The following is a 15441-nucleotide window of genomic DNA, read 5'->3' on the forward strand; positions in this document are numbered from 1 at the left end:
GCCGTGGAGCGGGCCCCGCAACATCAACGGACCGCCTGTCGCTGCCCGGAATGCCTTGTACCCGGGACTTCCGCGCGCCCCGGGCCGCCCGCCGACAGGGAGGGTACGCGCCCCGAACCGACCGCCCCATCCGGGCGCGCCGCGCCCCGCGCCGCGCCCCGCTCCGCTACTCCCCGAGCCGCGCGTGCAGCCGCGGCACGGCCCAATCGACAAAGGCCCGAATGCGCGGCGACAGCAGCCGCGAGTGGGGATAGACGATGGACACCGCAGCGGCTTCCGGCTCCCATTGCGGCAGCAGGCGAACCAGTTGCCCGCCATCCAGGAGGCGGCGCACCTGATAAGCGAGAAAGCGCCCGCAGCCCAGGCCCTTGGTGCAGGCTTCCACCGCCACATCGACGTGGTTGCAGGCGAATACATCGGCCACCGGCACGCGCACGGTTTCCGCCCCCCGCTGAAAAACCCAGTCCTGGCCACCGTCAAGGCCCGTGAAGCGAATCAGGCGATGTCGCGCCAGACCCCGCGGATGCTCGGGTGTCCCGTGGGCTTTCAGGTATTCCGGCGTGGCGCACAGCACCCGCCGCGTGCTCCCCACCGGCCGCGCCACCAGGGCCGAATCCGGCAGGGGGCCGATACGCACCGCCAGGTCGATGCCTTCCTCCAGCAAATCGACGATGCGGTCGAGGAGCACCAGTTCCGCTCGCACCGCCGGGTAGGCCGCAAGGAAATCGGTGACCACCGGCGCCACGTGCAGGCGGCCGAACATAACCGGCGCCGTCAGCACCAAGCGCCCCGAGGGTTCCCGGCGGCGGTCGGTGAGCACGGCTTCGGCCTCTTCCACTTCCGCCAGCAGGCGGCGGCAGCGCTCGAAATAGTCCCGCCCTTCTGCGGTCAGCGCCATGCGGCGGGTGCTGCGGTTGATGAGGCGCGCCCCGAGGGCTTCTTCGAGAGCGGCCAGGCTGCGCACCACGGCGGTCAGCGAGCAGCCGAGCCGCTCCGCTGCCCCGGTCAGGCTGCCAGCCTCGACGATGCGCACAAAGATGGTCATGGCTCGTAGTTTGTCCATGGCGCCATTACACCGTAACCCGGATTAATAAAGTGCTGACGACGCTATTTATTTCATCTTCGGAAGCTATCACCATCACCTCACTCCGGCCTGATGCGAAAGGCGCACCATGACCTACCACTTTGCCAAACTCGCCTACACCCCAGCCGTCCAGGAACTGCAACGCCGCGTCAACGGCCAGGAGATGCCCCTGGGCCGGGGGCCGGCGGAAGCCATGCTGGGGGGGCAGGAAGAAGAATTCATCGCCGCCCGCGACAGCTTCTACCTGGCCACCGTCAGCGAAACCGGTTGGCCCCACGTGCAGCATCGGGGCGGCCCGGCAGGCTTCCTCAAGGTCATCGCCGGGGACCGGCTGGCCTTCGCCGATGTGGGGGGGAACCGGCAGTACGTCAGCGTGGGCAATCTGCACAACCAGCCCCGGGTCGCCCTCATCCTGATGGATTACCCCCGGCGCCGACGCCTGAAGATCCTGGGCCTGGCCGAAGTCTACCCGGCCGACGCCGCCCCCGCGGAGCTGCTGCCAGCCCTGCGAGGCAGCACCGACGGCCGGGTCGAGCGGGTGATCGCCATCCGCATCGCCGCCTTCGACTGGAACTGCTCCCAGCACATCACACCCCGTTACTCGGCCGCGGAATTGCAAGCCTTCGGCCTGCTCGACCCCTCAAACCCGACAGGAGACATGCATGAAACTCTATGACCTCAGCCTTTCCGGCAACTGCTACAAAGTTCGCCTTTTCGCCGCCCTGGCCGGCATCCCCCTGGAGATCGTCGCCGTGGATTTCCTCAGCGGCGAGCACAAGCGCCCACCCCTGAGCGACCTCAACCCCTGGTGCGAGATTCCCATCCTCGTGGATGGCGACGTGGTCCTGCGGGATTCCCAGGCCATCCTCGTCTATCTCGCCGGTCGTTACGGCGGCGAACAGTGGCTGCCCAAGGATCCGGCGGGCATGCCCGCGCAATGTCCTCGACCTGGTCGAGCGCGAGCTGGACGACGACGATGACGAGGACGAAGACAACATGATGGTCATGTCCATCGCCAATGGCCTGGACTGCATCGGCTGCGGCTCTTGCGGCCGCGTCTGCCCCAAGGACTGCTACACCTACGCGCCGGCATGACGCAGCGGCCCGACGCCGCCACCGGGGCCGCCGTTTGCGCGGCCCTCCGCAGCCAGGTGGAAAAGCTGGGCCTCTCCATCGGTGACGAGCCGGTGTGGTCCGCCGTCACCTTCGAGGAGGCGGTGGACCCGTTTTCCCGGGAGGTGAGCACTGTTGCGTATTGGCGCGGCGGCGCACGCTTCGGCAAGGCCACCTTCTTTCCCGACGGGCGCGTCTTCGCCGAATACCAGGTACTGCAGGCGAATCCGGCCGATGGCGATACCTACGTCGATGCGGTGCAGGTCTGGGGGCGGCCGGAAAAGCTGCGGGGCGAGGCGGTCATCGCCGCCTATCAGAAGTGACGCCGGTGACCCTGCCGCGGCTCATCCTGCTGCACAAGCAGAAGACCAGCGGCCGCGTACGCTTTCTCTGCCTTGCTTCAGGCGTGGTCGCCTTCAATCCCTTGCCGGCCCTGGCAGCGCTGCGCGACGAGAACTACTCCCCGAAGATCCAGTTCCACCCCACGGCCGTGGTGCGGGAGGCGGAGATTCACCTCGGCTTGCCCGAAGGCGCCATCGAGCCGGAGGCCGAATTCGCCGCCTGGGTGGATACGCCGACGGGGGACGTGCCCGTGCTGCTCGGCGTGTTCACCGACCTCGACCCGCCCTTCGCCGCGGCGGAGCGGACCGGCAGCCGCTTCATCGCCCTCACCGAAGCCCGCCCCTTGAGCGACGTCGAACGCCAACTCCTGCGCCGCGCCTACGAGCACGTCCTGGGCTGACCAGGCGGGATCCGGGCGTCCTCTGCAATGGCCACGCCCCGACTCCCGTAGCCGGCCCGCACGGTCAGGTCATGTAGTTGCCGCCGTTGCAGGCGAAATTGGCGCCGGTGGTGAAGCCGGCGCCGTCGGAAGCCAGCCAGCCGCAAATGGAGGCGATTTCGTCCGGGGAGCCCAAACGCTTGACCGGGATGGTCGCGACGATCTTTTCCAGCACGTCTTCCCGGATCGCCCGCACCATGTCGGTCCCGATATAGCCCGGGGACACGGTATTGACGGTGACACCCTTGCTGGCCACTTCCTGCGCCAGGGCCATGGTGAAGCCGTGCATGCCGGCCTTGGCGGTGGAATAGTTGGTCTGCCCGAACTGGCCCCGCTGACCGTTCATCGACGAGATGTTGATGATGCGGCCCCAGCCCTGGTCCAGCATGCCATCGACCACCTGCTTGGTGACGAAGAAGAGGGAGTTGAGGTTGGTGTCGATGACGGCCATCCAGTCCTCCACCGACATCTTGCGAAACACGCCGTCCTTCGTGATGCCCGCATTGTTGACCAGGACGCTGACCGTACCGAAATCGGCGCGCACCTTGTCGAAGGCCGCCTTGGTGCTGTCCCAGTCCGAGACATTACCTTCTGAGGCGGCGAAATCGAAGCCCAGTTCCTTCTGTTCGGCCAGCCAGCGGTCCTTGCGGGGCGAGTTGGGTCCGCAACCGGCGACGACCTTGAAGCCGTCCTGGGCGAGTTTCTGGCAAATGGCGGACCCGATACCGCCCATGCCCCCTGTCACGTAAGCCACTTTCTGAGTCATCTTCGGCACCTTTAAATAATTAAATATTGAATTATGGATTATAGCGAGGGTGACGCGAAGCGCAAGCCCGGGTGCCGGAGACCGCGCCTCCAACGGGGAACCCATGGGTTCAGAAAAGCGGCCAGGCCGGGGAGAACCGGATCGATGAATCCCACAAGCCCAAGAAAGCACCCCGGAAAACCGGCATCCCCCACCCCACCTGGGCCATTGTCAGCTTCCCGACAAACGGCCAGTCCGCAACCCATTGATTTATCGATACTCACGCCTGGCACTCAACTTGCACATCCGTAGAAAAACCTCCCGGACTCCCCCATGCCCAAACCCAAAAAACACCTCCTCGTCTGCGTCCAGGGCCGCCCCCAGGGCCATCCGCGCGGCTCCTGCCAGTCAAAGGGCTGCGCCCAGGTCTGGCAGGCCTTCTCCGACGAATTCACCGCCCGCAACCTGTGGGCCTCGGGCTTCCAGCTCACCAACACCGGCTGCCTCGGCCCCTGCCATCTGGGGCCCAGCGCCATCGTCTACCCGGACGGCTTCATGTACACCGGCATCAAACCGGAGGACGTCGCCACCATCATCGACGAGCACCTGATGTTCGATCAGCCGGTAGAGCGCCTGAAGGCGCCGGCCGACGTGTGGAGCTGATGCCATGGCCGCCGTTCAATACGAAATCGGCGATCTCGTCTTCGCCGCCGAAGACATCCTCAACGACGGCGGCATGCCCGGCGTCGTTGAGGCGGAAGGCCTGATCGCTCCCGCCGGTGCCCGGGGCGTCGTGGTGCATTTCCGGGCATTCCGAAATCGACCCCAGCAGGGAGGTCTACCTGGTGCGCTTCGAAACCGGGCCCGAGGGGGCTCTGGGCAATCCGGTAGGCGTCCTGCCCGAGGAACTCACCCAGAACGAGCCTACCCTCCAGTGAGCCATCATCCTAGAAACCTCAGTTGACCGCTTGTCGAATGCCGGAATGCATTGTGTCCTGGAACTCCGCGCCCTACCGAATCACACACCCATTGGGTGGCATCGCTACGAGCCCGCTGGCGCGTCCAACTGAGGTTTCCAGGATCATGGCCAAAATCGGCATTTTTTTCGGGACCGACACCGGGCGTACCCGCCTGATCGCCAAGCAGATCGCCAAAAAGCTCGGTGAAGAGGCAGCGCCGCCGGTGAATATCGGGCGCACGACGGTGGCGGATTTCCTCGCCTACGAGGCCCTGATCCTGGGCAGCCCCACCCTGGGCGACGGCATGCTGCCCGGCGAATCCTGCGGCCTCGCTCACGCCAGTTGGGAGGAGTTCCTGCCCCAGATCGAAGGTGCCGACCTCAGCGGCAAGACCATTGCGCTGTTCGGCCTCGGCGACCAGAAGAAGTATCCGGACGAATTCGTGGACGCCATCGGCATTCTCCACGACGCCCTCACCGCCCGCGGCGCCCGCCTGGTGGGCCGCTGGCCGGCCGCCGGCTACGAATTCAAGGCCTCCCGTGCCCTCGTGGGCGATGACTTCCTGGGCCTCGCCCTGGACCAGCATCATCAGGCGGCACTGACCGAAGGCCGCATCGACGCGTGGCTCGCCTCGATCAAACCGGAGCTGACGGGCATGGATCGAGACCCCCAACGATGAAAGAGGCCGCCATGCCCGTCTCCCTCACCCCCGCCCCCTCTCCCGCGTTGCGGGCGAGGGGAGATAACGGAAACGCTTCGCATCTTTCACGCTAATGCCATGAACGCCAATCCCTGGGCCGCCCCCAAGGCCAAAGCCATCCGCCGGGTGCTCGTCTCCTTCGACGAACGTCTGGCCGGCGCCTGCGACGTGGTTCCCGACAGCGGTGACCCGGCCATGGTCACCCTGCGCCATGCCGAGCTGGAGCGCCTGCGCGCCCATGTTTTCCTGCACGGGCAGAAGCCGGGCACCTACGGCGTCTTCTTCGAGTACCCCCACCCGGTGCCGGGCATTCTGGAAAGCGAGGAGAACCTCTCCCTGCAGCGCCTGCTCTCCAGCCTGGCGTTGCATTTCGACGCCTGAGTGGTATACCTCCCGCCCATGCGCCTTCGCCGCTGCCTGTTCGCCCTCTGCGCCCTCTGCGCTCTCATCGCCGGCCCTGTGTACGCCGACGAGGTCCAGGTCGCCGTGGCGGCCAATTTTTCGGCGCCCATGCAGGCCATCGCCCGGGATTTCGAGGCCGACACCGGCCACCGGCTGCGCCTTTCCTTCGGCGCCACGGGCAAGTTCTACGCCCAGATCACCCACGGCGCGCCCTTCGACGTCCTGCTGGCCGCCGACGACGAAACGCCGACGCGCCTGGTCAAGGAAGGCCTGGCCAAGGGCGACAGCCGGATGACCTACGCCATCGGCCGCCTGGTGCTCTGGTCGCCCCGCGCCGACGGGGTAGATGCCAAGGGCGAGATGCTGCGCCGCGGCGAATTCGCCCGTCTCGCCCTGGCCAATCCCAAGACCGCCCCCTACGGCGCCGCCGCCGTCGAGGCCATGACCGCGCTCGACCTGCTGCCCGCCCTCCAGGCCAAATGGGTGCTGGGCGAGAACATCGCCCAGACCTACCAGTTTGTCGCCAGCGGCAATGCCGAAATCGGCTTCATCGCCCTCGCCCAGGTGTGGAAGGATGGCCGCCTCACCTCCGGTTCGGCCTGGATTGTCCCCGCCAAGCTGCACCAGCCCATTCGCCAGGATGCCGTGGTGCTGACCAGGACTGCCGTCCCGGCCGCAGCAGGCGCCCTGCTCACCTACCTGAAGGGCGACAAGGCGCGCACCGTCATCAACTCCTACGGATACGAGTTGTGAAAATCGCCATCGCCACCCGGGATTTCACCGCCGTCAGCGGCCATGCCGGCCAGACCCGCCACTGGCTGCTCTACGACTTGTCCGAGCACCGTTCCAACCGGCTGTTGCCCGCCCCGCGGCGCATCGATCTGGCCAAGGACGAAGTGCTCCACGTCTTCGAGGACGACCGCCCCCACCCCCTCGACGGCGTGGATATCGTGGTCGCCGCCAGCGCCGGCGACGGCTTCATCCGCCACATGAAAAAGCGCGGCGCGGAGGTACTGCTCACCGGCGAAGACGACCCGGCAATGGCCATCACCCGCATCCTGGCCGGCGAAGCCCTGCCCGACCCGCGCTTCGACATCACCACCACCCTGTGCAAACTGCGGGACCTGTTTTCGCGGCACTGACTTAGGGAACAGGCTGGAACAGTTCCCGTTGCGGCGGCCCCGGATCAACGTCCCGCCGCGCTTCAGGCCGGCGCCTCGGCCCGATCCGGCGCCCGGAACATCGAGCAGCGGCGGAACACCTCTTGGGTCGGCGCGACCTGCTTCTGGCTGCAATACTTGGCGACCCGCCTGGCCAAGCCCTTGATGTCGCGACCCGAGTTGGCCAACCGGTGCCGACGTCGCCTTTGCGACAGGGCGGCGCCGCCAACCTGCAGGAGCCCGCCATGCAATATTCCACCCACGACTGCCAGGGCCGCCCCGTCGCCGTCGGCGACGAGGTGCGCGTCCTCGACATCAACCCCGACCCCGATCTCGACGACGACCAGCGCGAGATGTTTCTCGCCATGATCGGCGCCTGCTGTGCCGTGGAGCGCATCGACGCCGACGGCACCGGCTGGGTGGCGGTGTGGTGGAACGGCGACGACGGCACCCAGCTGACGCTGGTGGGCCTGACGCCCCTGCAGATGGAACGGCAGGCGGGCTGAGGGCGGGCGGCGGGGCGGCGTCATTCTTCCGCCAAGGCCTCCTCGCCCTGGGCGTTGTAGTTGCGCAGACGCTTTTCGGCGGCGACGCCGAGTATCTTCAACAGCCAGGGGGGCGGCGAATTGGCCATGGCCTGCTGGAACTGGGCGATGATTTCCAGCGCCGGCCCGCCATCGGGCACCTTGATCGGGTAGATGTCGGCCCGGATCACCTTGGCCGCCGCCGGCCCGCCGATGGAAACCACGTAGCACACGTGGCAGTCGCCGATGAGCTGGGCGCGCCACAGGTTCTTGTCCGGCGCGAATTCGGCGTCCATGGTGTCGCGGATATCCACCAGCCGGACCGCCGTGGGCGATACCTGATAGACCAGAAAGCGCAGGCAGGAGCCGAAGTGGCCGGAGAGGGTGTCGCCCTTGTCGGAGGCGATGGCGACCCGCACCGAGCCCGGCATCTCGCCGGCCTCGTAGGCCTCGATCCGGGGCAGCGAGTCATCCCCCTGGGTCTCGCCCCACAGGATGCGCACGGCGAGCTTCATCGCCTCCAGGCCGATGCCGATATCCTCGCCGTCCTCCTCGCCGTCGGCGCTGGCGAAGCCGGTTTTCAGCAGGGTCACCGTCACCTGGCGCAGTTTCTCTTCGTCGATTTCGTGACCCAGGCCGCGCTGCAGCAGCTCCAGCAGGCGCGGCAGGGTGGCGTTGGGCATGGCCCGGGCGGCCAGGGCCACGCGCAGGGCCGCCTCGCGGGTGATGGGCGGCTTGTCGGCTTCTTCCATGATTTTCTCCTTGGGGTTGGGGTGTTATGGTGGTCTTTAAACCGACAACCTCGGTTCCGTTCGCCCTGAGCCTGTCGAAGGACAGTGCACCACGGGCTTCGACAGGCCAGTCCTGAGCCCCGTCGAAGGGCTCAGCCCGAACGGAGGAGGGAATTTCGGTTGCCATTCGAGGTCTGTTTTCCACCCCCTTGCAGAGATGGTGCCAGCCCGCGCCGTGCCCCTAAGGGCCTGATTTCACGCCGGCACGGCCCTTGCTGACCGACTCCCTGCCCCCGCCGGAATCGTCCCCAATGTCGGATAGCTCACAAAACCCCCTCGACCTTCTGCGCGCTTACCACGCCCGCACCAAACACCGCTTCGAGGCCTATGCCGAAGGCCCCGGCCAGCTCGACTGGGATGCCCAGCCCGACGCCTTCCGCCGTTACCCTGGGGCACCGCTGACCTCCCTGCCCCTGGCGGCCGACCGCTTCGAGCGCCCCTACAACCGCCTGGCGACGCCACCCGCCACCCCGGTGGGGGCCGACCTGGCCAGCCTGGGCGCCCTGCTGGAACTGAGCTTCGGCATCTCGGCCTGGAAATCCTGGGGACCAAGCCGCTGGGCGCTGCGCTGCAACCCCTCCTCCGGCAACCTGCATCCGGTGGAAGCCTATGTTCTCGCCTCCGGCCTCCCCGGCATCGCCGCCGGCCTGCACCACTACGACGCCCAGGATCACCTGCTGGAAGGCCGTGCCCTGCTGCCCCCCGGCGGCCCCCCCTGGCTCGCCGTCGGCCTCTCCAGCGCCCTGTGGCGCGAAGCCTGGAAATACGGCGAGCGGGCCTTCCGCTACTGCCAGCTCGACATCGGCCACGCCGTCGGCGCCCTGGCCTACGCCGCCGCCCTCCTCGGCTGGCGCGTGGAACCGCTGGCCCCCGGCGGCACGGCCCTCGCCCACCTGCTTGGCCTGGACCGCGCCGAAGACTTTCCCCCCGGCCGCCACGCCTTCACCGAAGCCGAAGAGCCGGAGGTTCTCCTCGCCCTCCACGCCCCCGGCCTGGCCGCCCCGCCCTCCGGCCTCACCGCCTGGCTCGACGGCGCCCCCTGGCACGGCCGACCCAGCACCATCGACCCCGCCCCCGGCTACCGCTGGCCCGTCATCGCCCAGGCCGCCGCGGCCAGCCGCCGGGAGGAATTCCCCGCAGTGCCGGTATCACCGGCCTTCGCGCCCCTGCCCGCGCTGCCGCCGCACCCCACACCGGCCGGCACCGCCCAACTCATCCGCCAGCGCCGCAGCGCCCAGCGCTTCGACCCCAAGCACACCCTGGACAAGGGCGCCTTCTATCGCCTGCTGGACGCCACCCTGCCCCGCGCCGGCGCCCCCTTCACGGGCCAGGAGGCCCCCCCCGCCATCGCCCTGCTGCTTTTCGTCCTGCGCGTCGATGGGCTGCCGCCCGGCCTCTACCTGCTGCCGCGCACGCCGATGGCGGCGGCCGGACTCCCGGTCGTCCTCGGGGCCGCCGACCACCGCTTCGTCAGCCGCTGCGCCGTGGCCGACGTGGACCCGGATTGCCCCGCCCATCTCCATCTCACGTTCCTCGCCGCCCTCGGCCTGCAGGAGGTGCAGCGTCTGGCCCGCGCCCTCTCCTGCCACCAGGACATCGCCGCCACCAGCGCCTTCTCCCTGGGCATGCTCGCCGACTTCGCGGCCCTGGCCGACGACGCCTACACCTACCGCACCCTGCTGCGGGAAGCGGGCCTCATCGGTCAGGCCCTCTACCTGGAGGCGGAGGCCGCCGGCGTGCGCGGCACCGGCATCGGCTGCTTCTTCGACGACCCGGTGCACCAGGCCTTTGGCCTGGCCGGCGATACCTGGCAGAGCGTCTATCACTTCACCGTCGGCACGGCGATCGTCGACGATCGCATCGAAACGGGCCCGCCCTACCCCCAACGCCAGGCGGAGACCCCATGAGCCCAGACCTCGCCGAAGCCCTCGCCCCCCGCGGCAAATTCGCTTCGGGCCACTGATTTAATTCATGCCCTGCCGGGTTGGCGGTGCTACATTGAAGGTGTGACCAGCCAACGGTTCACCTCGAACCTTCAGCTCGTATCCTGGGCGAAGGGCGCTTCCGTTGAATTGCATACCGTCGGGAATCCACCCGACACTTACGGAGGCCATCATCATGACCGACACCCCCCGAGGGACCGCCTGCGAGCGTCCCGATGCAACCGTTTCCGAGGCGCAACAGGCCCAGGCCATGCATCTCGGCATTGCCTTCGACGGACATCAGTTCGTCTATCACGATTTCAAGTACGACCGGCTGCCCGACGCCGTCGCCTATGCGGAGCTGGAAGCGGCACGCGGCGAGGGGCAGGCGCCCGTCACCAACCTGGAAGCCTGGCACGACCGGCCAGTTCCCAGTGCTGCCGAACGGGTGATCATGCAGCCCCTGGGCATCCGCTTCGAGGGATGGCGCTATCGCTATCACATTTATCGCTACGACCGCCTGGCCGATGCGCTGAATTACGCCCGCGGCTGATCCGCCCACCGCCCCCCCAAGCGGATAGTCAGTCAAACAGGTTCAGCCATGTTCGCCACGCCGCCCATCCCCACGCGCTGCTTCGCCCGTCCTCGCCACGGCTTCGGCGATGGCTGCGGATCGCGTCGTGCGATCGTGGCGCGAATGCACTCGGCATCGACGAAACCTGTTTGACTGAGGACTATGGCTTGCGGGGGATCTACGCCCCGAAACCCACGAACCGATGCAGATCGAATCCCTCCTTCTGACCACCGTCCGGGTGCAGACGCTCCAGGGCGGCTGGTACCTGACCAATGCCAGCGGCTTCCTCTTCCAAAGGGGATCGCGCCTCTTTCTGATCACCTGTCGCCACGTGGTCTGCGACCCGCCCAGCGAACACCATCCCGACAGCCTGGCCATCGAGTTGCATGTCGGCGGCGAACACCTGTCCCAATCGGTGCGCCTCGCCATCCCCTTGTTCGAAAACGGCCTGAGCCTGTGGCGCACCTGTGCCGATGCCGCCGGCGACGTGGACGTCGCGGCCATCGAAATCCCCCCCCAGCTGCTGCCCCGGGACGTGGTGTACCGGGCGTTTTCGCCCGAACACCTGCCCCCCCGGCTGGAGTCCATCGAGGCGGGGCAGTCGATCCTGGTGGTGGGCTACCCCCTCGGGTTTCAGGACACCCTGCATCACCTCCCCGTCGTGCGTCAGGCGGCCATCGCCTCGTCCTTCGGGCTGCGCTTTCAGGGGCAAGGCTATTTCCTGACCGACGCGCGCACCCACCGCGGCACCAGCGGCGCCCCCGTGGTTCTGCGCCGCCCCGACGATCGCGGTGGCGGCGCCGGACTGCCCTGGCTGCTCCTCGGCGTCCATTCGGCCCGCCTCGACGTGGGCACCCGGGATCTGGTCCTCGACGAGGCCCTGGGGCTCAACTGCGCCTGGTATTCGGATGTACTGATGGCCCTGACGGCAGATCGCCCGGCGTAAACCCCGAGCCCTGCGGGACGGGTGTGGGAGGGGCCGCATCCACGCCACGCCCCCGCCGCCGACGTGACGGCGTGGACGGAGAGGCCGTCGCGCTGTGCCCGAGGGGAGCCGAGATTCCCCGCCGGCAAACCCGATCAGAGCCTGCGAAATTTTCGGGCGCGCCCGAGCGGCGTGCCCAGGTGGGCACGATCAAGGCGCAAAGCACAGCCATAGCTCGGGCTATGGCGAGCATGGGCAACGCCGAGCGGGCGCAGTTGGGCATGACGAGCGGGGGTGAACGGAATTTTCACAGGCGCTCAGGGGCCGTCGCGGGACGAGTGGCCTTCCAGCTTCCTGATTTCCGCCACCAGGGCGACCTCCTGCCCGGCGGTAATGATCGGCTGGCCGGGGTGGCGAACGCTGCTCACCCGGCCCGCGCTCACCCCGGCGCCGTGCAGGGCCTGGGCCAGGGCCCGGAGATCCGGGCGCTCCAGGCGCTGTCCGTCGCTCAAGGTGGCAAGATAGCGGTCCCGCGCGCCGGCGACACCTGCCGAAATAACCATGACGCTCCCCCTTTTTCGGATTGGAGCCTGCAATTCATGGGATATCCCCAGCCCCGCGCACCAGTCGCCGATCGCGCCTGCTGCTGCGGCACGATGGCGCGCCGGACGCGCCGGGAAAGCCCCCCGACCGGGCGGACCGGCCACGCCCGCACCATCGTCCCGGGGCGACCCCGGCCGAAACCGGCTGACGACGCCCAGGAATAGGGCTCCGGGCCACACCCGGGGCTATAACCCATTGATTTATTGAGACGGCACCGGTGCCGCAGTGCCGGGCCGCGCCCGGAACTCGGAGCGCTCCCCCTCAAGCCTGACGGCGCGCGGCGGCCTCACCCGCCCCGCCGTTGCCCTTGCCGCCCGGGGCCGGCGCCCGGGCAAAGGCGGCGAGGATCGACGGCCAGGCATTCGGCATGGACTGGCGCCATTGGGGCGCAGGCGCCGGATTGAGCAGCACGTGCACGAATTCATCCTGGGCCTGGGCAGCAATGTCCTGCAACCCCCGGCAATAGGCGAGGGCCCGATTGACCTGGAACATCGACAGACTGTCGGTGAAGGCCTCCAGGCCGGTGGCCGAAGTCTTGCCCGCCGGGGAGCGGAGTGCGGGGGCGGCATCCGCCAGCATCTCCCGCAGGGCAGCCATGTTGAGCGCCACGAGGCGTTCCGAACTGGTGAGGTAGATGCGGGAGAGGGCGAGGAAGGATTCGACCGTGCCGGCGGGAATGCCGGACCGGGTGTTGCTGGCGTCGTGCGTCATTATTGGGTCTCCTTTGGTGTGGTCGGCCGTCGCACCGGGGTCGTTTTGTTGCCCTGGTTTTCGGTCGAGGGCTTACCATACTCCGGCGGTATGAGCGTTTTTGTACGAATCCGTACCTAGCCCCATTGGGCTCGGCCTTACCCTGTGGGCAGGATGAACCTGTCACCGGGACGACACTCCCGGAAATCCAGACGCGGGCGGCGATGGCCACCCCGGGGACACCACCATGGCTTCGACGATACCGGACAGCCCCAGCGAAAACCGCATCCTGGCAGGCCTCGCGCCGGCCGATCTGGCGCGCCTGAGCGACGACCTGGAACCGGTCACGCTCGCGCCGGGTACCCGCCTCTACGGCCTGGGCGACGTCATCGAGCACGTCTATTTTCCGCTCTCCGGCCTGGTCTCTTTGGCGTGCGTCACCGCCGTCGGCCAGGAGGCGGAACTGGCGGTGACCGGCCGCGAAGGCCTGGTGGGCATCTGTCTGGTGCTGGGAGGCGACCGGGCCACCTACCAGGTTTCCGTCTGCGACGCCGGCGAGGCCTACCGCCTCAAGGCCGATGTCATGGCGTGGGAACTCGGCCAGGGTGGCCCGCTGCTCGGACTTTGCCTGCGCTACGCCCGCCTCCTGATGCAGCAGATGGCCCAGGCCGCCCTGTGCTGCCGCCACCATTCGCCGCAACAGCAGGTCAGCCGCTGGCTGCTCAGCCACCTCGACCGCCTGGGCGGCAGCACGATCGCGCGCACCCAGGCCGGCATTGCCGAGGCCCTGGGCCTGCGGCGGGCGGAGGTCAATGCCTGCCTGGGCCAGCTACACGCTGGCGGAATACTCCTTTCCCGCCGGGGGCGGATCACCGTCACCGACCGCGATGCCTTGGCAGCAAGGGCCTGCGACTGCTACGCCCCCCTGCGCCAGGAGGAGGATCGCCAGGCGCCCCCGCGGGCCGAACCCCGCGCCGCCGCTGCGGCGCGCCCCGGCGGGAAGAGCCTGCGCCAGCGCGCCGAGGCCCGCTGGCAGCGCGATCGCTCTCTCCTGGCCAATCCCCCCGGTGACGCGGCACGCCTGGTCCATGAACTCCAGGTCCATCAGATCGAACTGGAAATGCACAATGAAGAATTGCAGCGGGCCCGGGACGAGGCCGAGGCCCTGCGCCGGCGCTGTGCCGATATCCATGACTTCTCGCCGGTCGGCTACTTCACGCTCGACGCCCGCGGCACCATCCTCGACCTCAATCTGGCCGGGGCCATCCTGCTGGGCATCAAGCGCTCCGAGGCATCCCGCCGGCGCTTCGTCGCGGCGCTGGCCCCCTCGTCCCTGGCACCCTTCGAGCACTTGCTGGCCGCCGTGCTGGCCAGCGGAGCGAAGCAGGTCGGCGAATTCACCCTGCTCCCCACCCATGCCCGACCAGAAACCGTGGTCCGGGTCGAAGCCGTGGCCGACGAGACAGGGGGAGAGTGCCGCCTGGTGGCCATCGACGTCACGCCGGCGCGGCGCGCCGAAGAGGCCCTGCGTCAGCGCGAACAGTACCAGCGGGCGCTGCTGGACAACTTTCCCTTCATGGTCTGGCTCAAGGACGAGGACAGCCGCTTTCTCGCCGTCAACACGCCGCTCGCACGCAACTTCGGCTACGCCACCGCCGACGAGCTCATCGGCCGGACCGATTTCGACATCACCACGCGGGAGATGGCCGAGGCCTATCGCGCCGACGACCGGGCGGTTCTTCTGAGCGGCGAGCAGAAGCTGGTGGAGGAATTGATCGAGGCGGACGGCAGCCCGCACTGGTTCGAAACCTACAAATCGCCCCTGGTGATCGACGGCCGCCGCGTGGGCACCGTGGGTTTCGCCCGGGACGTGAGCCACCGCCACTTCATCCAGGCCGCCCTGGAGGATGCGGAACGCCGCCACCGTCGTTTCATCGACCAGCTCTCCCTGCCGGTGGCGGTCGTCCAGGACGGGGCGCTGCGTCACGTCAATGCCGCAGCGCTCGAACTGTTGGGCTACGCGCCGCAAGCCTGTCTCGAGCAACCCTTCCTGCCGCGCGTCCACGAAGCCGATCGCCCCCGGGTGCAGACCCTTTGCGCGCAAGCGCCGGACGGCGAAGCGGCACCCCGGCATTGCGATCTGCGCGTCGTCGCCGAAGATGGACGGTGGGTCGACTGCCGGGTCCACGTCAGTTTCGTGGACTGGGGCGGGCGACCGGCGGCCCTGGGCATCCTCGAAGACCTCACCCAAGCCCGGCGTCTGCAAGCCGAGTTGCACGCCCTGGCCGCCAGCGTCGCCCGGGCCGAGGCAAGCCCCTGCCGGGCCGAAGTCGGTGGGCGCGGCGCAGAAGAGGCCGGGGCGGCTACGGCCGATCCCGCCGCCGCGCCCGCGGCGATTGCCACAAAACCCCGGCGGAGTTAAGGTTTCTCATGCCACATGGCAGCGATTCCGGAGGGGGAGGAAAGGC

General features: G+C 68.2%; 19 protein-coding genes and 2 pseudogenes. 16 read left to right on the forward strand and 5 right to left on the reverse strand.

Features of this window, described 5'->3' with window-relative positions; all coding sequences use genetic code 11:
- Positions 1-166: 166 nt before the first annotated feature.
- A complete protein-coding gene (locus IPM73_13795) occupies positions 167-1063 on the reverse strand; it encodes a LysR family transcriptional regulator (protein ID MBK8919072.1) in 897 nt (298 codons plus the stop codon).
- Between the two features lie 109 nt (positions 1064-1172).
- On the opposite strand from IPM73_13795, the gene IPM73_13800 reads away from it, so the two are divergent.
- From IPM73_13800 to IPM73_13820, 5 genes and pseudogenes are all read left to right on the forward strand, one after another.
- A complete protein-coding gene (locus IPM73_13800) occupies positions 1173-1760 on the forward strand; it encodes a pyridoxamine 5'-phosphate oxidase family protein (GenBank protein MBK8919073.1) in 588 nt (195 codons plus the stop codon).
- Positions 1747-1989, forward strand: a pseudogene (locus IPM73_13805) (glutathione S-transferase N-terminal domain-containing protein). The gene IPM73_13800 and the pseudogene IPM73_13805 overlap by 14 nt, the downstream one beginning before the upstream one ends.
- Complete coding sequence (locus IPM73_13810) at positions 1916-2179, forward strand: ferredoxin (GenBank protein ID MBK8919074.1); 264 nt, start codon at positions 1916-1918, stop codon at positions 2177-2179. Before IPM73_13805 ends, IPM73_13810 begins: the two are co-directional and overlap by 74 nt.
- Positions 2176-2520, forward strand: coding sequence for a hypothetical protein (locus IPM73_13815; protein ID MBK8919075.1), 345 nt, complete (start codon positions 2176-2178; stop codon positions 2518-2520). Before IPM73_13810 ends, IPM73_13815 begins: the two co-directional genes overlap by 4 nt.
- Positions 2517-2939, forward strand: coding sequence for a hypothetical protein (locus IPM73_13820; protein ID MBK8919076.1), 423 nt, complete (start codon positions 2517-2519; stop codon positions 2937-2939). Before IPM73_13815 ends, IPM73_13820 begins: the two co-directional genes overlap by 4 nt.
- 64 nt (positions 2940-3003) lie before the next feature.
- Here IPM73_13820 and phbB read toward each other — a convergent pair whose 3' ends face one another.
- Positions 3004-3744 (reverse strand): acetoacetyl-CoA reductase, encoded by a 741-nt coding sequence (gene phbB, locus IPM73_13825; protein MBK8919077.1) that lies wholly within the window; start codon positions 3742-3744, stop codon positions 3004-3006.
- 312 nt (positions 3745-4056) lie between these two features.
- Between phbB and IPM73_13830 the strand changes: the two genes are divergently transcribed.
- The 7 genes and pseudogenes from IPM73_13830 to IPM73_13860 all read left to right on the forward strand — a co-directional run bounded on the left by IPM73_13830 (position 4057) and on the right by IPM73_13860 (position 7450).
- Positions 4057-4386, forward strand: coding sequence for a (2Fe-2S) ferredoxin domain-containing protein (locus tag IPM73_13830; GenBank protein ID MBK8919078.1), 330 nt, complete (start codon positions 4057-4059; stop codon positions 4384-4386).
- A gap of 4 nt (positions 4387-4390) precedes the next feature.
- A pseudogene (locus tag IPM73_13835) lies at positions 4391-4661 on the forward strand (nitrogen fixation protein NifZ).
- A 145-nt stretch (positions 4662-4806) separates the two neighbouring features.
- Entirely contained in the window at positions 4807-5361 is a 555-nt protein-coding gene (locus tag IPM73_13840; GenBank protein MBK8919079.1) for a flavodoxin, read from the forward strand.
- Positions 5362-5460: 99 nt separating this feature from the next.
- On the forward strand, positions 5461-5763 hold the full coding sequence (locus IPM73_13845) for a hypothetical protein (protein ID MBK8919080.1): 303 nt from the start codon (positions 5461-5463) through the stop codon (positions 5761-5763).
- A gap of 18 nt (positions 5764-5781) precedes the next feature.
- Positions 5782-6537 (forward strand): molybdate ABC transporter substrate-binding protein, encoded by a 756-nt coding sequence (gene modA, locus IPM73_13850; GenBank protein MBK8919081.1) that lies wholly within the window; start codon positions 5782-5784, stop codon positions 6535-6537.
- Entirely contained in the window at positions 6534-6926 is a 393-nt protein-coding gene (locus IPM73_13855) for a hypothetical protein (protein ID MBK8919082.1), read from the forward strand. Before modA ends, IPM73_13855 begins: the two co-directional genes overlap by 4 nt.
- Before the next feature lie 263 nt (positions 6927-7189).
- Positions 7190-7450, forward strand: coding sequence for a hypothetical protein (locus tag IPM73_13860; GenBank protein ID MBK8919083.1), 261 nt, complete (start codon positions 7190-7192; stop codon positions 7448-7450).
- 20 nt (positions 7451-7470) lie between these two features.
- Here the strand turns inward: IPM73_13860 and IPM73_13865 are convergent, their stop codons facing one another.
- A complete protein-coding gene (locus IPM73_13865) occupies positions 7471-8220 on the reverse strand; it encodes a dinitrogenase iron-molybdenum cofactor biosynthesis protein (GenBank protein MBK8919084.1) in 750 nt (249 codons plus the stop codon).
- 290 nt (positions 8221-8510) lie between these two features.
- Between IPM73_13865 and IPM73_13870 the strand changes: the two genes are divergently transcribed.
- From IPM73_13870 to IPM73_13880, 3 genes are all read left to right on the forward strand, one after another.
- Entirely contained in the window at positions 8511-10166 is a 1656-nt protein-coding gene (locus IPM73_13870; protein ID MBK8919085.1) for a SagB/ThcOx family dehydrogenase, read from the forward strand.
- A gap of 211 nt (positions 10167-10377) precedes the next feature.
- Positions 10378-10734: a hypothetical protein gene (locus IPM73_13875; GenBank protein MBK8919086.1), complete on the forward strand. Its 357-nt coding sequence runs from the start codon at positions 10378-10380 to the stop codon at positions 10732-10734.
- A 223-nt stretch (positions 10735-10957) separates the two neighbouring features.
- A complete protein-coding gene (locus tag IPM73_13880; protein MBK8919087.1) occupies positions 10958-11701 on the forward strand; it encodes a trypsin-like peptidase domain-containing protein in 744 nt (247 codons plus the stop codon).
- 296 nt (positions 11702-11997) lie between these two features.
- On the opposite strand, the gene IPM73_13885 is transcribed toward IPM73_13880, so the two are convergent.
- Positions 11998-12243, reverse strand: coding sequence for a hypothetical protein (locus IPM73_13885; GenBank protein ID MBK8919088.1), 246 nt, complete (start codon positions 12241-12243; stop codon positions 11998-12000).
- 301 nt (positions 12244-12544) lie between these two features.
- Positions 12545-12994, reverse strand: a complete 450-nt coding sequence (locus tag IPM73_13890) for a phasin family protein (GenBank protein MBK8919089.1) — start codon at positions 12992-12994, stop codon at positions 12545-12547.
- A 226-nt stretch (positions 12995-13220) separates the two neighbouring features.
- On the opposite strand from IPM73_13890, the gene IPM73_13895 reads away from it, so the two are divergent.
- The gene (locus IPM73_13895) at positions 13221-15395 is read left to right on the forward strand and encodes a PAS domain S-box protein (protein MBK8919090.1); all 2175 of its coding nucleotides are present in this window, start codon (positions 13221-13223) and stop codon (positions 15393-15395) included.
- The last annotated feature ends 46 nt before the right edge of the window (positions 15396-15441 follow it).

The sequence above is a fragment of the Betaproteobacteria bacterium genome, assembly GCA_016720065.1.
GTDB lineage: Bacteria > Pseudomonadota > Gammaproteobacteria > Burkholderiales > Rhodocyclaceae > SSSZ01.

Coding starts and splice junctions, on each gene's coding strand:
- IPM73_13795 (MBK8919072.1), bottom strand. CDS start 1,063: ATGGACAAACTACGAGCCATGACCATCTTTGTGCGCATCGTCGAGGCT.
- IPM73_13800 (MBK8919073.1), top strand. CDS start 1,173: ATGACCTACCACTTTGCCAAACTCGCCTACACCCCAGCCGTCCAGGAA.
- IPM73_13810 (MBK8919074.1), top strand. CDS start 1,916: ATGGCGACGTGGTCCTGCGGGATTCCCAGGCCATCCTCGTCTATCTCG.
- IPM73_13815 (MBK8919075.1), top strand. CDS start 2,176: ATGACGCAGCGGCCCGACGCCGCCACCGGGGCCGCCGTTTGCGCGGCC.
- phbB (MBK8919077.1), bottom strand. CDS start 3,744: ATGACTCAGAAAGTGGCTTACGTGACAGGGGGCATGGGCGGTATCGGG.
- IPM73_13830 (MBK8919078.1), top strand. CDS start 4,057: ATGCCCAAACCCAAAAAACACCTCCTCGTCTGCGTCCAGGGCCGCCCC.
- IPM73_13840 (MBK8919079.1), top strand. CDS start 4,807: ATGGCCAAAATCGGCATTTTTTTCGGGACCGACACCGGGCGTACCCGC.
- IPM73_13845 (MBK8919080.1), top strand. CDS start 5,461: ATGAACGCCAATCCCTGGGCCGCCCCCAAGGCCAAAGCCATCCGCCGG.
- modA (MBK8919081.1), top strand. CDS start 5,782: ATGCGCCTTCGCCGCTGCCTGTTCGCCCTCTGCGCCCTCTGCGCTCTC.
- IPM73_13860 (MBK8919083.1), top strand. CDS start 7,190: ATGCAATATTCCACCCACGACTGCCAGGGCCGCCCCGTCGCCGTCGGC.
- IPM73_13865 (MBK8919084.1), bottom strand. CDS start 8,220: ATGGAAGAAGCCGACAAGCCGCCCATCACCCGCGAGGCGGCCCTGCGC.
- IPM73_13870 (MBK8919085.1), top strand. CDS start 8,511: ATGTCGGATAGCTCACAAAACCCCCTCGACCTTCTGCGCGCTTACCAC.
- IPM73_13875 (MBK8919086.1), top strand. CDS start 10,378: ATGACCGACACCCCCCGAGGGACCGCCTGCGAGCGTCCCGATGCAACC.
- IPM73_13880 (MBK8919087.1), top strand. CDS start 10,958: ATGCAGATCGAATCCCTCCTTCTGACCACCGTCCGGGTGCAGACGCTC.
- IPM73_13885 (MBK8919088.1), bottom strand. CDS start 12,243: ATGGTTATTTCGGCAGGTGTCGCCGGCGCGCGGGACCGCTATCTTGCC.
- IPM73_13890 (MBK8919089.1), bottom strand. CDS start 12,994: ATGACGCACGACGCCAGCAACACCCGGTCCGGCATTCCCGCCGGCACG.
- IPM73_13895 (MBK8919090.1), top strand. CDS start 13,221: ATGGCTTCGACGATACCGGACAGCCCCAGCGAAAACCGCATCCTGGCA.